Annotated in this window: 11 protein-coding genes; 8 read left to right on the top strand and 3 right to left on the bottom strand. The window is 62.0% G+C overall.

The window, feature by feature from the left end:
* Positions 1-163: 163 nt before the first annotated feature.
* A complete protein-coding gene (locus GY725_20700) occupies positions 164-1,345 on the top strand; it encodes an amidohydrolase (GenBank protein MCP4006606.1) in 1,182 nt (393 codons plus the stop codon).
* 40 nt (positions 1,346-1,385) lie between these two features.
* Here the strand turns inward: GY725_20700 and GY725_20695 are convergent, their stop codons facing one another.
* The 3 genes from GY725_20695 to GY725_20685 all read right to left on the bottom strand — a co-directional run bounded on the left by GY725_20695 (position 1,386) and on the right by GY725_20685 (position 4,490).
* Positions 1,386-2,132, bottom strand: coding sequence for a sulfite exporter TauE/SafE family protein (locus GY725_20695; protein MCP4006605.1), 747 nt, complete (start codon positions 2,130-2,132; stop codon positions 1,386-1,388).
* 31 nt (positions 2,133-2,163) lie between these two features.
* Positions 2,164-3,597, bottom strand: a complete 1,434-nt coding sequence (locus GY725_20690; GenBank protein ID MCP4006604.1) for an aminotransferase class III-fold pyridoxal phosphate-dependent enzyme — start codon at positions 3,595-3,597, stop codon at positions 2,164-2,166.
* 248 nt (positions 3,598-3,845) lie between these two features.
* Positions 3,846-4,490 carry a TetR/AcrR family transcriptional regulator gene (locus GY725_20685; GenBank protein ID MCP4006603.1) on the bottom strand — a complete coding sequence of 215 codons (645 nt, stop codon included), beginning with the start codon at positions 4,488-4,490 and terminating at the stop codon, positions 3,846-3,848.
* 80 nt (positions 4,491-4,570) lie between these two features.
* Between GY725_20685 and GY725_20680 the strand changes: the two genes are divergently transcribed.
* The 7 genes from GY725_20680 (at position 4,571) to GY725_20650 (ending at position 14,311) form a co-directional block, all read left to right on the top strand.
* Positions 4,571-4,990 carry a DoxX family protein gene (locus GY725_20680; protein MCP4006602.1) on the top strand — a complete coding sequence of 140 codons (420 nt, stop codon included), beginning with the start codon at positions 4,571-4,573 and terminating at the stop codon, positions 4,988-4,990.
* 60 nt (positions 4,991-5,050) lie between these two features.
* Complete coding sequence (locus GY725_20675) at positions 5,051-6,190, top strand: SDR family NAD(P)-dependent oxidoreductase (protein ID MCP4006601.1); 1,140 nt, start codon at positions 5,051-5,053, stop codon at positions 6,188-6,190.
* 542 nt (positions 6,191-6,732) lie between these two features.
* Complete coding sequence (locus GY725_20670; protein MCP4006600.1) at positions 6,733-7,602, top strand: sulfide/dihydroorotate dehydrogenase-like FAD/NAD-binding protein; 870 nt, start codon at positions 6,733-6,735, stop codon at positions 7,600-7,602.
* 12 nt (positions 7,603-7,614) lie between these two features.
* The gene (gene gltA, locus GY725_20665) at positions 7,615-9,126 is read left to right on the top strand and encodes an NADPH-dependent glutamate synthase (GenBank protein ID MCP4006599.1); all 1,512 of its coding nucleotides are present in this window, start codon (positions 7,615-7,617) and stop codon (positions 9,124-9,126) included.
* Between the two features lie 44 nt (positions 9,127-9,170).
* On the top strand, positions 9,171-11,051 hold the full coding sequence (locus tag GY725_20660; protein MCP4006598.1) for a 2-oxoacid:acceptor oxidoreductase subunit alpha: 1,881 nt from the start codon (positions 9,171-9,173) through the stop codon (positions 11,049-11,051).
* A 140-nt stretch (positions 11,052-11,191) separates the two neighbouring features.
* The gene (locus tag GY725_20655) at positions 11,192-12,052 is read left to right on the top strand and encodes a 2-oxoglutarate oxidoreductase (protein MCP4006597.1); all 861 of its coding nucleotides are present in this window, start codon (positions 11,192-11,194) and stop codon (positions 12,050-12,052) included.
* Positions 12,053-12,070: 18 nt separating this feature from the next.
* A complete protein-coding gene (locus GY725_20650) occupies positions 12,071-14,311 on the top strand; it encodes a hypothetical protein (protein MCP4006596.1) in 2,241 nt (746 codons plus the stop codon).
* Positions 14,312-14,442: the final 131 nt, after the last annotated feature.

Below are 14,442 nucleotides of genomic sequence, written 5' to 3'. Positions count from 1 at the left end.
TACCGCAAAGCCGCCAAGGGAAACGGCCAGGAGCACGAACGTTGTCGGCTCAGGGACTACCGCAATTGTGATACGGGTTCCCATGCTAGAGCAAACGCGGTATTCGGTGGGGGAATTCTGTTCTCCTGTCACGCGGCTCCGCATCTACGTGTAGAATCGCGTCATGAACAAGACGACCCTGCTCGACGACGCCCGTCAGTTGCTTCCCGGTACCATCGATCTGCGCCGGCGCATCCACGCCAACCCCGAGTTGGGGCTGGAGCTGCCCGAGACGCGTCGCGCCGTGCTCGATTCGATCTCTGATCTCGATCTCGAGATCACGCTGCACGAGCGCACTTCGGGCGTCGTGGCGGTGTTACAGGGTGGGCGTCCCGGGCGGACGGTGTTATTGCGCGGAGACATGGATGCACTGCCGATGCCCGAGGACACGGGACTGCCATTCGCGTCCAAGACGGCGAATACGATGCACGCGTGCGGTCACGACTCTCACGTCGCGATGCTGGCCGGGGCTGCGCGGCTCCTGGCCGGCCGGCGAGACGCGATTGCGGGCAAGATCGTTTTCATGTTCCAGCCCGGTGAAGAGGGGCACGCCGGTGCGCACTTCATGATTCGGGAAGGCGTACTCGAGGGCGTCGATGCCGCGTTCGCGATCCACATCGATCCTCGCCTGGGCGCCGGGAGGGTGGCGACCCGGAGCGGGGCGCTACTGGCGTCGGCCGATGTGCTAGAGATCAAGCTGAAGGGGCGCGGCGGCCACGCGTCGATGCCCCACGATGCGATCGACCCGGTCACCGTCTCGTGTGAAATTGTCCAGGCTTTGCAGTCGTTCATTACACGTCGGGTCAATGTCTTCGATCCCGTGGTGCTCACGATCACGACGATCGAGGCGGGAACCGCCACCAATGTGATCCCCGAGGCGGCGCGCCTGGCGGGTACTTTGCGCAGTGTTTCGGAACGCGCGCGCGAGCGCGCGCACGCGGGTATCGAGCGCATTGCCAAGGGTGTAGCTGCAGCGCACGAGGTCGAAGCCGAGGTGAACATCGTGCGCGGCTACCCGGTGACCGTGAATGACGCCGATTCCACGGACCTCGCGCTCGAGACGGCACGCGAACAATTCGGCGAGAACGCGGCCGTGCAGATGCCGACGCCGATGATGGGCGCCGAAGACTTCTCCTTCGTACTCCAGAAGGTTCCCGGTGCGATGCTATTCCTGGGTGCGCGCCCCGATGACATCGAACACCCCTTGCCGTGTCACTCCAATCGCATGCAAATCAACGAAGACGCGATGGCCCACGGGATCGCCCTGCACGCGGCGATTGCCGAGCGCTACCTCAACGGCGCCTGATCCGCTCGGTGGCGTTCGCGCTCGGTGGTATTCGAAGGGGCTACCCGAATAGCCCCGCGTGAATCAATTTCGCGCCCAGCACAATGAGAGACGCGTAGATGATGCGGAAGAAGATCAACTCGTCGATGCGGTGATGGAGCCAGGCTCCGAGCACGATGCCGAGCGGGGCGAGTGGGGCCAGGACCAACGAAGTGGCCAGGTTGGATCCGTCCAGCTGGCCGAGCCACGCGTACGGCCCGAGCTTGAGCCAGTTGATCGCGAAGAAGAACGCCACTGTGGTCGCCTGGAAACTCGTCTTGTCGAGGCGTTGCGAAAGCAGGTAGACGTGGAGCGGAGGCCCGCCGGCGTGAACGCTGAAGCTGGTGAATCCCGCCAGGCCGGCCCACAAGGTTCCGCGGGGGAAACCGCTGGCACGAGCGGGTCCCGCGTCGCGGGTCAGCCACCAGCGCAGCGCGTAGACCATCGCGATCGCGCCGACCATCACCCGCAGTGCGTCCTGTGACAGAAGGTCAAATAGTGCGAACCCGACCGCCGTGCCGAGTACGGCACCGGGTGCCGTCGTGATCAGATTGCGGCGGTCCCACAAACCCCAGTAGCGCCGCAGGGCCGCCACGTCCATCAACATCAGCACTGGCAGCAGTATGGCGGCCGCTCGTGCGGGCTCGATCGTCAGCGACATGAGCGGTACGGCGACGAGTCCGATGCCGCCCGCGAGTCCGCCTTTTGCGATGCCCAGGATCAGCACCGCAACCACGGCACAGGCGTAGAACCAGGGATCGTCGATCACGGGAATGGAGTCGAGGATTGCAGAACCGGAACTAACGATCGAAGAGGTTTGAGATGACCTCGTCCCACAACTGTACGACGCGCTCGCAGTTCTGGTTGCTGTGATACGGGCTCGTGATGATCATATTGAAGAAGGGGATGAACAGGACACCCCGGTTGAGGCAGTAGTAGGTCCAGTACTCGTGCAGGCCGCCGAATCCGATGCTTTTCAACGCGTATTTGGCGTCGTAGGCCTTTTCAGGCAGGAACGACACGTTCATCCGAGCGCCGAAGCGGTCGGTGCGAAACGGTGCGCCGTGCTTGGTGATCATCTCGTTCATTCCGCGCTCGATGGTGTCCATGTTGGCGTTCATCTTCGCGAAGGTCTCTTCGCTGAAGTTGTGTTCCAGCGACAGGCGCAGCGCCTTCAAGCAGAGTGCGTTGGCCGAGTTGGTGGTGCCTTGTCCCATGCAACCGCCCATGGCCGAAGGATCGCCATCGTTGAGCAGCGCCTCGTAGCGCTGCGCCACCGCTTCGGACATGCCGATCACGCCGACCGGCAGCCCGGCTGCGATGCACTTGCCCGATATGAACAGATCGGGCGAGAGTCCCCATTCCCGGGTCAAACCACCTGGGCCGGCGGTCTGGGTATGGGTTTCGTCGATCAGAAGCAACGTGCCGTAACGGGTGCAGAGTTCGCGCAGGCCCTCATGCCAGTTGTCGACGGGGAGAGTGAAGCCGCCGTCGGTAAGATGAGGCTCCGTCAGGAGAACCGCGACATCCTCTTTGCTCAGGATCGCTTCAACCTGATCGAGGTCATTGAACTCGGCCACGCTCGTGTGAGCACCGGCATCGATTCCCGGGCGAAGATGGGACCAGCGATGCGTCACGGGCTGGTCCGGTCGCGGTCGCCAGCACAGCGTCTCGTCGCCGGTTCCGTGGTAGGCCAGATTGAACATCAGGATCCGGGAACGACCGGTAATGGAACGCGCGATGTTGATGGCGTTGCGCGCGGAGTCGCTGGCCGAAATCGTGACGTACCAGTAGGGAAGTCCGTAGTGTTCGGACAGGAGTTCGCTGACGACGACGGCATCTTCATTGGGAGCCATCGTGGTCACGCCGTTGTTGAGCAACTGTTCGGCGATCCCGCGTGTGACCGGGTTGTCGGGGGAGTGACCGAAAATCGCGGGCGTATCTGCCAGATTGAAATCGACGTACTCGTTGCCGTCGATATCCCAGAGCGTGGCGTCCTTGGCCCGGTCCACATAGAAGGAATAGGGCAGGCCCCAATCGGAGTGCCAGGTGGTGGGAACACCGTTGATCATGTGCTTCCTGGCCCGCTCCAGTAGTGCGAAGCTCTTCGGCGTGCGCTCCTTGTAACGCTCGAACTCGGCGGCCACCATTCCGAGCACGCGCCCGTTGTCGATGCCCTCGATCATGGGAATGATGCTCGCGAAGTCGGCGTAGTTCCTGTCGATTTTCGACATCTCGTCCTCCATGGGCCGGTGCCACAACACAGCTGCTCCGGTCCCCGGGAGTATATCGAGGTTCGCGGGATCCCATGAGTTGTGGTCCGGAGAATGTGCTTGGCTCCGTCGAGGCCTCCGAGCAGCGCGGGATGGCCGAAATGCGCCCCGCAGAGTTGCCTGAAATTCTCGATCCGGCTTCACAGGCATCGGGCACATTCTTCGGACCACAACTGATCCGATGGGCTGAATCCGGAGTCTCTGGGGCGTCAGCCCTTCCCGTGATCGGAGGGAGGGCCGAGAACCATCCGCTCGACGGCGCGCGCGTGCTCCTCGACGACCGCGGGGTCGAACGGGTCCACGCCGGTCAGTCGCTTGCACTCCTCGGCCTGGTGGAAGATCACTCCCGTCGCGCCAGCGAGGATGTAGAAGAAGTGGAGGGGTGGTATGTCGTTGGCCAAAGCCCCACTGGCGCGTCCCTGCTCGAGTAGTTCGGAAACGCCTCGGTAAAGTGGCTCGACGTAGCGATCCACGATCCAGCGCAGGCGCGGACCGCCGCGCTTGCCTTCATCGTGCATCAGGCGCACGAACTCGGGCCTCTGCGCGATGAAGCGTACGTGGGCGTGGATCATCCGGGCCGCGCGTTCGCGGGCATCTGTAATGCTGGCGTCGCTCAGGATCTCCTGCACGCTCTTTCCAAGATCTGCAAAGGCGAGATCGACCGCAGCCTGCCAGAGTTTTTCCTTGGTCCCGAAGTAGTAGGGGATCAGGCCGTGGTTCACGCCGATCTTCGAGACGATCTCGCGCGTCGAGGCGCCGTCGAAACCCTTCTGCGCGAAAGCCTGAAGCGCAGCCTGCACGATGCGCTCGCGCGTGTGCTCCCCAGACCTGGGCACTGGCTTCCGCCTGGCCATCCACTCCTCCATCTCTCCTGATTATCCAACTGGACAAACTAATTATTCGATCGTATAGTTTCTGTCAAGGAGAATTTCGGATGACCCCTTCGTCTGTCGGTTTCTGGCTCGCTACCAGTGTGTTCTGTGTGGTCCTCGGTGTGTCCGGGTTCGCGAACTTTGCCCGCCTGGATTTCATGGTCCAGAACATGGTCGCGCACGGCTATCCCGTCTACTTCATGACGATCCTCGGTTTCGCGAAGCTCGCTGGGGTCGTGGCGCTGCTCGTCCCCGGCCGGCCGCTGCTCAAGGAGTGGGCCTACGCCGGTTTCGCGTTCAACCTGCTAGGTGCCACAGCGACCCACGTTTTCTCGGGCGACCCGATCGGCGAGGCTGCTCGTCCCGCGATCGTGCTGTGCGTCGGTGTTGCCTCATACCTGCTTCGACCCACTGCACGCCGGTTGCCCGAGAGCATCGTCGTCGGCCACCGGCAGAGTTACAGCTCGCCCCTGGGGAGTTGAGATGATACGGGGCAAGACGGATGCTCGCGCTCGCGTGCGCTTCGGCGGAAAGGTGTATCAATGATGCCATTTCCCCCTCTCCCGATCGCGCTGCGCATCGCAGCCCTCGCCGTCGCGACTGTCGGCACTTTGGAGTACCTGGTTCTCGATGTGTTTATCGCGGCTCCCTTCATGGTTGGCGCGCTCTTGCTCGGACTTTCCGCAGGGGTCCGTCGCGCGCCGCGGCCGATCGCGGGCATCACGCTCCTGCTGTCGGTGTTCATCCCAGTCGGGGCCGTCGCTCTCTATCGTTCCGGCGAGGTCGTCCTGGGCATTCCGATCTTCGACGCGTTGTTGTTCTCGTGGTTGTTTCGCTGTGCGTGGCCATTGGCCCGGGGTAGCCAGGGCGCGGTTGGCGATCGACCCCGCATCGTTCTGATCACGGGTGCGTCAGGGGGTCTGGGGGGCGTTCTCGGTGCTGCACTGGTCAAGCACGGCATGACCGTCTACGGCACGGCCCGCAATCCGGATGGGGCGAGCGACACGATCGCCTTTCCCATGCTCGCGATGGAAGTCAACGATCCGGCCTCGGTCCAGAAGTGCGTCGAGGAAGTTCTGCGCCGCGAAGGGCGCATCGACGTCCTGATCAACTGCGTCAACCAGATGCTGATCGGCGGAATCGAAGAGCAAAGCGTCGAAGAAGTGCGGGCTCTCTACGACGCGAACGTATTTGGCGTGCTGCGTGTCTGCCAGCAGGTTCTACCGGCGATGCGTAGTCAGGGTCGCGGGACCATCGTCAATATGAGTTCGTTAGGGGGGCTGCTGGCCGTGCCGTACATGAGTGCGTACACGTCCGCCAAGTTCGCGCTCGAAGCCATGACCGAGGCGCTCTACCACGAAGTGGCGGCCCAGGGGATCGACGTGGTGATCATGCAGCCGGTCGCCATGAAGATGGACCGTCCGGCGACGGGAGCGCATCTCAAGCTCGTCGATGGTGTGACTTCCGGCTCTCCGAGCCACAGGATGTTGAAACGCATGGCCGCCGATACGGCCGCCAGTGGTCTTACGCCAGAAGCCGTCGCGGAACGGATCTACGAGGTGATCAATCTCGACAACAAGCCGCTTCGCGTCCCGATGGATCGGGCCCGAGTCCTGGCCTGGGTTAGTCGACTGGCGCCCCAACCCGTGATCAATCGCCTCTTGGTCCAACTACTGCGCTAAAGCTCCACCCGCGCCACTGGTTTCGATAGCCCGCCTTCGAGATCCGCGCGCAGGAGGCTCTCTGGAAGCTCACTCTTGAAGCTCAAACAGGTAGGCATCGCCCCCCAGATTGCCTTCGGAGCCAGAGTGAGAGGCATACCCCCTTTTGGCGGACCGCGAATTGGCGTAAGGTACAGCCCAGTTCGCACCAGCTACGAGTGATCGAAATCCGCCAGTCGAACTCGATCGAATCCAGCGGAGAAGAAGAAGAAGTGGAGTAGGCAGCCCCTTTCCCGAGAGGTATCGGGAAGCCGGGCTGTATCTGCGCTGCCATGAGCGATACCAGATACCTCTTCAGGCGAGATCAGACTTGGTGGGTCAAGGTCGCGGTGCCACGAACGCTGCGCGGCGCGCTGGGCTTCGATCTGCGCCGATCGCTGGATACACAGGATCTGGACGCGGCCCTCGCTGCTCGCGACGCTGTAGTCGCCGAATTCCGCGAAGCGATTGCCGAAGCGCGGGAGGAACGGAAGGGGGGCTGTCGGGTCGCGACGCCGCCCAGCATGTCGGCGGGGTCGTCGGGTTTCGAGATCGTGGGACGCGAGGATTTCTCCGACGTCACCTACCTGCTCGAAGTTCTCCACCCCGCACTCGCCCGGGCGGCCGAGCCGGGACAATTTGTCATCGTCATCTCCACGGAGAAGGGCGAACGCGTTCCGTTGACCATCGCGGACTTCGATCGCGAGGCGGGAACCATCACCCTCGTGGTCCAGGCGGTGGGCAAGACCACTCGAGAGATCCAGCAGCGCTGCAGAGTAGGGGCGAGGCTCCACAGTCTGGTGGGGCCGATGGGCCATCCCAGCGAGATCAAGGGCACGTCCAAGGTCGTGTGTGTGGGCGGCGGTCTCGGCATTGCCCCCATCTTTCCTCAGTTGCGAGCCTTCAAGCAGAGCGGCGCCTACGTGATCGGCATCGTCGGTTTCCGAAATCGGGAGCTGATGTTCTGGGAAGAGAAATTCGCGAAGTACTGCGACGAACTCATCGTCTGTACCGATGATGGCTCGGCGGGCATCAAGGGCCTGGTCACGGTCGGAATCGAGAACTCGCTGAGCAAACATTCCGATGTCGACCGGGTAATCGCCATCGGTCCGCCGATCATGATGAAGGCCTGCGCCGAGGCGACGCGCGCTCGGCGGATCGAGACCACGGTCAGCCTGAACCCCATCATGGTCGACGGCACGGGAATGTGCGGCGGCTGCCGTGTGAACGTGGCCGGCGAGATGAAGTTCGCCTGCGTCGAAGGTCCCGAGTTCGATGGCCATGAGGTCGACTTCGACGACCTCATGAGCCGCTTGCGGCGCTTCAAGACGCAGGAAGCCCAGGCTATGGAAGACTGGTCCGCGAAAAATGACCGAGGTGCTGAACTCGGTTAGGGGACGTTCCCGATGGCGAAGGCAAAGAGGAAGACGATTCGCACGATTCCCCAGGATCGGACCCCGATCCCGGTGCAGGATCCGGCCCAGCGGATCCAGAACTTCCTCGAGGTCGCCACCGGCTATAGCGAGGCGAATGCGCTGAACGAGTCGGAGCGCTGTCTGCTCTGTCCCGATGCCGCGTGCGTTCCCGCCTGTCCGGTCGCCATCGACATCCCCGGCTTCATCCAGAGGACCAGCGCCGGGGATTATCGCGGGGCGTACGACGTGATCGCCGATGCCACCATGCTACCGGCGATCTGCGGCCGGGTTTGTCCCCAGGAGGATCAGTGCGAGAAGGTCTGCCCGGTCGGCGACACGCTGGAGCCGGTGGCCATCGGCCGGCTGGAGCGCTGGATCGGAGACATGGCCATCGCGGAAGGCTGGTCGAGCCAGCCCTATATCGAACCTAACGACTTCCGGGTCGCCATCGTCGGTTCCGGACCCGCGGGAATGGCCTGCGCGGGAGACATGGCCAAGGCGGGTTGTGATGTGACCGTCTTCGAGGCCTTGCACGTTACCGGCGGAGTGCTCAGATACGGCATTCCCGAGTTTCGGCTTCCCAACGCTGTCATCGATGCGGAGTTCGAGAACTTGATTCGACTCGGCGTCAAAGTCGAGTGCAATACCCTGGTCGGGCGCCTGTTCACCATCGAGCAGATGATCGACGAAATGGGCTTCGACACGGTCTTCATCGGCAGTGGTGCGGGCTACCCGAGTTTCATGGGGATCCCGGGAGAATCACTGCACGGCGTACTCTCAGCCAATGAGTTGCTGACACGTTGCAACCTGATGGGAGCGATGGAGTTTCCGAAGTACGACACGCCGCTCGATCTCGGAGATCGCGTCGCGGTCATCGGTTCCGGCAATACGGCGATGGATGCAATGCGCGTTTCGCTGCGCTCGGGCGCCCAGACAGTGTATTGCGTGTACCGGCGAACCAAGGCGGAAAGCCCTGCGCGCGAAGAAGAGATCGAGCACGCCGAAGAAGAGGGGGTCGAGTTCCACTGGCTGACGGCGCCCGTCGAGATTCTGGGCGATGACAACGGAAGCGTGCGGGCCATGCGTTGCATCCGCATGGAACTCGGCGAGCCGGATAGTTCGGGTCGGCGCCGTCCGGTCCCCGTCGAAGGCAGTGAGTACGAATTCGAAGTCGATACGGTGGTCTACGCGATCGGGACGAATGCCAATCCGGTGATCGGGCAGACCTCGAACATCGAGATGAATGAGTGGGGCTATATCCGGACCGACGACGACCTGGCGACTTCGATGGCGGGTGTCTACGCGGGCGGCGATATCGTGACCGGCGCCGCAACCGTGATTCTGGCCATGGGTGCGGGCCGTCACGCGGCCCGCAGCATGAAGGCATATCTGGGAATTCGCGACAGCGAGGTCGTGTACCAATCCGAGCGGCAAGGCCACGATGGGCGGCTGTTCGGAATCGATGCCGAAGAGCGGAACTTCTCACGGGTGCGGCTCGGGTAGTTCGCAGACGACGAAGTGGAACGAGGAAGCTGATGTCATATTCGATGGCTGAAAACGAGCGAAGGCGTCCGCCTTCTCCAAGTGCGCAAGCGGCCGAGACGCTTGCCGAACACGTCGTCGAGATCGTCAGCGATTCGGGTGAGGGCGCACAGAAATGCGGCCAGTCTTTTGCGACGATTGCCGCGCGCATGGGAAACGGCATCTGGACCGTCGAGATCATCCCGGCAGAGATCCAGCCGCCCGCGCGCAGCGTCGCCGGAGCCAGTGGTAACCGCGTCCGGTTGGGCTCCGGTCCCATCACTAACGGCGGAGATGCGGCCGATCTGGTGGTGGCGTTCAACGAACAGGTGCTACTGGGCCGAATCGCGGCCAACGAGCTTGGGCCGGGTTGCATCGTGCTGCTGGAAAGCAAGTGGGAAGAGGACCGGGATCCGGCGATCGTCGCCTCCTACAAGAAGGTTCGCGACGAACTCCTCGAAGGCGGGTATCGAGTCTGCGAGATTCCGATGGAAGCCGAGTGCCTCAACCACGTCGCCGACGCGCGGCGCGGCAAGAACATGTTCGTGCTCGGTCTGCTGTGCCGCATCTACAGCATGGAACTGGGGCTGGCTCTCGAGCAGGTGGCTCTCACCTTTGCAAAGAAGGGAGATGCGGTGATCGCTCCCAATCAGCGACTGGTGGAGGCTGGCTGGGAGTGGGCGGAGGCCAACCTCGACATCCGTTTCCAGATCCCTGCGACACCTGCGACCGAAACACAGCTTGTGATGAACGGGAATACCGCACTGGGGCTGGGTGTGATGGCTTCTGGCATGCAGGTCTGTGCCATGTATCCGATCACGCCCGCGACCTCGGCGTCCCACTATCTGAGTGACGTCTTTCAGGCTGTGGGAGGGGTCGTTCATCAGGCGGAGGACGAGATCGCCGCCTGCACGTTTGCGATCGGAGCCTCTTACGCGGGCAAGTGTGCCGTGACGATCACTTCCGGTCCCGGTTATTCGCTGAAACAGGAAGGCATTGGCCTGGCTGTGATGGCTGAGATCCCGCTGGTCGTGATCAATGTGCAGCGCGGGGGTCCCTCCACCGGCCAGCCAACAAAGGCCGAACAGGGCGATCTGCTCAGCGCTTGTTTCGGGAGCCATGGAGACGATCCAAAGGTCGTCCTTGCGGTCTCGGACATCGAGGATTGCTTCTATTCGGTGATCGCTGCACGCAAGATCGCCGAGACCTTCAACACTGTGGTCGTTCTGCTCTCCGACGCGAGCCTGGCGACCGGCCAGCAACCCTTTCGGCGTCCGGATTTCGACACGCATTGGCTGGCTCCACCGGTGGACCAGAGCCCGATCGCCGGCGACGCCATGCCGTACGACTGGGACCTCCAGACCGGATTGGCCCAGAGGATCGTCCCGGGACAACCCGGTGGTGTGCACTGCCTGACAGGACTGGCTCACGACCGCTCGAGTCACATCGTTTACGACCCGGAGAAGAACCAGGAGGGCATGCGCAGTCGCAGCCTGAAACTGGCTTCACTGCAGAAGACGCTCAAGACGCCTCCTGTCGTGGGTGACCAGGAAGGCGAGTTGCTGATCGTGGGTTGGGGTGGCACGAAGGGCGCGATCCAGGAAGCCGTCGAGCGAGTGCGCGCCGACGGGCATCGCGTGGGTTCCATGCATCTCAGGTTCATTCAGCCGATGGCCTCGGGTATCAAAGACGCGATGCAGCGCTTCGGAAAGGTGATGACGATCGAGAACAACTGGTGCGACAGCCTGGACGACGAGATGATCGACGAAGAAAACCGCCGCTACTCGAGCCTGGCGTTACTCCTGCGCGCTCGCTGCCTCGTCGACATCGATTGTTGGGGCGAGACGAAGGGCCAACCCCTGCGCCCGGGTAGCATCGAACAGGTCATCCGCGCGAAGTTGAGCTGAACGCCGAGAAGAATAGAAGAGATGAGGAATTCCAGATGACGGTCAGTGCCAGTCAGTGTTTTTTGCTCTCCTCGGAGACTGAACTAACACTCGAGGACTATGCATCCGGGACTCCCCGGTGGTGTACGGGATGTGGTGACATGGCCATCCTTACGGCCGTGCAGCGCCTGTGTCGCGACGAAAAACTCCCCCGGGAGAAGATCGTCTTCGTATCGGGAATCGGCTGCTCGAGTCGCTTTCCTCATTACATGAACGCCTACGGTTTCCACGGTCTGCACGGTCGGGCACTGCCCGTGGCCGAGGGGATCAAGATGGCGCGGCCAGACCTGAATGTCTTCGTGAATACCGGTGATGGGGATTGCTGCAGCATCGGTGCCGGTCATTGGATTCACGCGATCCGCTACAACATGAACATGACCGTGATGCTCCACGACAATCAGGTCTACGGTCTTACGAAGAAGCAGGCCTCGCCGACTTCTCCAATTGGTCTCAAGAGCAACACGACCCCACGTGGTTCCTACCTGGACGCGATGGACCCGCTGAACATCACGCTCGCCGGAGCCAATGTTTCGTTCGTTGCCCAGGCGCCGGACTGGATTCCGGAACTTCTCTACGAGATCATCGCCCTCGGCTTTCGCCACCGGGGTTTCTCTTTCATTCGAATTCTGCAGCGCTGCCCGGAATTCGTGCCGACAATGCTGGATCCGTGGATGCAGGACCCGGACAATCTGCGTCTGCTCGACCACGAGGACGGCATACGACTCAGCCCCAATCTGGCGCGGACCTATCGCAATCAGGAGGCGCACGATCCGGCGAACATCGATCGGGCCCGTGAACTCGCCTCGGGAAACGATGGCGTACCGATCGGCATTCTGTACAGGAACGAGAGCGTGCCGTGTTACGAAGACGTTCTGAAACCCGATGGTCTGATGCCTCCGGAGATCGTCGGCGGGAGGCTCGAAGCGGAGTTCGACAAGTACACGGTCAAGCCGGCCGAGTGATTCAGGAACAGGCGACGAATGAGTACTGAACAAACGGATCTGATTCGCTTTCACCTGACCCGAAACAGGGGTGCGGCGACGCGGGGAAAGATTGAGGACACGGGTCTTTGCCCCGTTCTTCTGAGCGGCTACAACGATCTGTCGACGCTTCGCTACGACTACCCGCTGGTGCTCGTCGAAAAGGAGGCCGGCGAGGAGTTTGCCCGCCCGCTCTCCCGGGTCGTGGACGAAGTCTTGCAAGAGATCGCTCCGCGGGGCATCGACGGAGAGCGGTTGCGCAGCCACGTTCTTCAACTCGAGATGCGTGTACGCGCTCTGGTATTGGACGGAACAGCGGGCAGTCTCAGTGAGCTCTGGGATCTGGCAACACAGGAATTGCTCTCCGGATGTGACGGGGAAACGGCGGCAACGCTGGAAGACAGCCTGAGCAACGCTCGACGGGCGATTCGGGTCGACGGGGACGTCGTAGACTGCGACGAGGCGATTCCCTCGGTGTTGCTGAGGCGCGCGTGGGAACGGGTCAATCGCGAGCGCGCAAGCGCGTCGCTGGCGGAGATCGACAAACTCGTCCTCAGGCTCTCCGACGTCTTGAAGGCCGACTTCATGAAGTCCGATGAAGCCCGCGATCCGGAACATCTGGCGCAGGCGGTCGGCGGCGGTTTCAACGACGTTTTCGACTTCGCCAAGCTGTCGCGGGTGTTGAAGCGGGACTCCGTGAGCACGCTGTCAGAAAGCAGGAGGCAGCGGATTCGCTACGTCCTTTCGGTTCTCGACTCACAGAAATTCTTCCCGGCCCTGGACGATTCCGGGGATCGGACCAGAAGAGAGGCTCCGTACTCCTTCGCATTCGAGAGCTGCATGCGTGCGGTCGAAGCTTTTCGCGAGCGCATTCCCGAGATGGTCGAACTCATCAAGGCCATCGCGGTCGCCGAACTGGAAGTGGAGAACCGCTACTCCGAGCAAGCTCACGATGCCTTCTTCGAGCACTACGACGAGACCTCCGTGGTGCCGGAAGACCTGGAGTTCTTTCCGACCTATCTGGTCTGTCTGCGAGACAAGGACTCGGACGTCAAGGAGAAGGGGGAACTCCTCGAAGCGCTCTCCTCGGGCCTGCCGATCAAGATACTCGCCCAGACGAGCGACATCCTGGGAGAGTCGTCGCTGGGGCACGGTCGATTCTCGTTGGGAGTTCGCGGCCAGCTACTGGCGAATATGGCGCTCTCGCTAGGTGGTGCCTACGTACTGCAAACGGCAAGCTCGAATCTATACCGGATGAGCCATCGGATTCTCGACGGGTTGAGGAACTCGGGTCCGGCGATCTTCAGGGTCTACTCGGGCTCGACCGAGATCGTTCCAGCGCTTTCCCCGTACGCTGCTGCGGCCTCGGCGATGACCTCTCGTACCTTTCCCTCCTTCAGCTTCGACCCGGCGGCGGGAGACGACTGGGCTGCGCGCTTCCAGATCGAAGACAATCCTCAGGCTGAGGTCGACTGGCCCGTCGAACGCTTCTCCTATGAAGACGCCGGTATGCAACGCGTGACCGAGCAGGTCGCCCACACGTTTGTCGATTTTGCAGCGTCCGATAGGCGCTACGCCAGACATTTTGCTGAGATCCCGGACGAGATCGATCACAGCGGCCTGGTGCCGGTCGCGACCTATCTCGAACTCGACGAAGACGCTGCGCTCGGAAAGGTTCCGTACGTCCTCATGGTCGACGAGGCCGAGATTCTGCGGAAGCTCGTCGTCGACGATGAAATGATTCGTGCCGCGCGCCGTTGCGTTGCCATGTGGCGCGGTCTGCAGGAACTGGGTGGTATTCACAACTCGCATGCTCTGCAGTTGCTCGAACGCGAGAAGGGCCGCTGGGAACTCGAGAAGGAAAAGCTGCAGAGTGAAGCGGCGCCACAGCAGGGCAGGGAGGTCCAGGAGGTCTCGAGGCCCGTCTCGGACGCTGAGCCAAATCCGCCGGCCCAGGTGGAAACACCGGCCGTGGAACCCGAGGTTCCTGATGCAGACGAGCCCTCTATCGAGACACCGCGTTGCACCACCTGTGACGAATGCACCGACAGAAACTCGATGATGTTCGCCTACGATGAGAACAAGCAGGCTTACATCGCGGACATCAACGCGGGTACCTATCGGGATCTCGTTGAAGCGGCGGAAGCCTGCCAGGTCTGCATCATCCACCCCGGTGTGCCGAAGAACCCGGATGAACCGGGCCTGTCGGAACTGATCGAGCGAGCGGCGGCGTTCAACTAGCACGCAGTTCTCACACCTTCGGGCGCCTCGCTTGATGGAGTTGATGAAGAAATCATCAACAGGGATGCATGTTTGCCTTGACCCTTTCAGGCATTCAATCGAGAATGGACGCGGCCGGTCTGTTCAGTTAA

This window comes from bacterium (genome assembly GCA_024226335.1).
Classification (GTDB): Bacteria; Myxococcota_A; UBA9160; order SZUA-336; family SZUA-336; genus JAAELY01.
This window is presented reverse-complemented; position numbering and strand designations above follow the sequence as displayed.

Bases quoted from the DNA above. Each gene is read 5' to 3' on its own strand.
- GY725_20660 (MCP4006598.1), top strand. From the start codon at position 9,171: ATGGCTGAAAACGAGCGAAGGCGTCCGCCTTCTCCAAGTGCGCAAGCG.
- GY725_20670 (MCP4006600.1), top strand. From the start codon at position 6,733: ATGTCGGCGGGGTCGTCGGGTTTCGAGATCGTGGGACGCGAGGATTTC.
- gltA (MCP4006599.1), top strand. From the start codon at position 7,615: ATGGCGAAGGCAAAGAGGAAGACGATTCGCACGATTCCCCAGGATCGG.
- GY725_20655 (MCP4006597.1), top strand. From the start codon at position 11,192: ATGGCCATCCTTACGGCCGTGCAGCGCCTGTGTCGCGACGAAAAACTC.
- GY725_20650 (MCP4006596.1), top strand. From the start codon at position 12,071: ATGAGTACTGAACAAACGGATCTGATTCGCTTTCACCTGACCCGAAAC.
- GY725_20675 (MCP4006601.1), top strand. From the start codon at position 5,051: ATGATGCCATTTCCCCCTCTCCCGATCGCGCTGCGCATCGCAGCCCTC.
- GY725_20700 (MCP4006606.1), top strand. From the start codon at position 164: ATGAACAAGACGACCCTGCTCGACGACGCCCGTCAGTTGCTTCCCGGT.
- GY725_20685 (MCP4006603.1), bottom strand. From the start codon at position 4,490: ATGGCCAGGCGGAAGCCAGTGCCCAGGTCTGGGGAGCACACGCGCGAG.
- GY725_20680 (MCP4006602.1), top strand. From the start codon at position 4,571: ATGACCCCTTCGTCTGTCGGTTTCTGGCTCGCTACCAGTGTGTTCTGT.
- GY725_20690 (MCP4006604.1), bottom strand. From the start codon at position 3,597: ATGTCGAAAATCGACAGGAACTACGCCGACTTCGCGAGCATCATTCCC.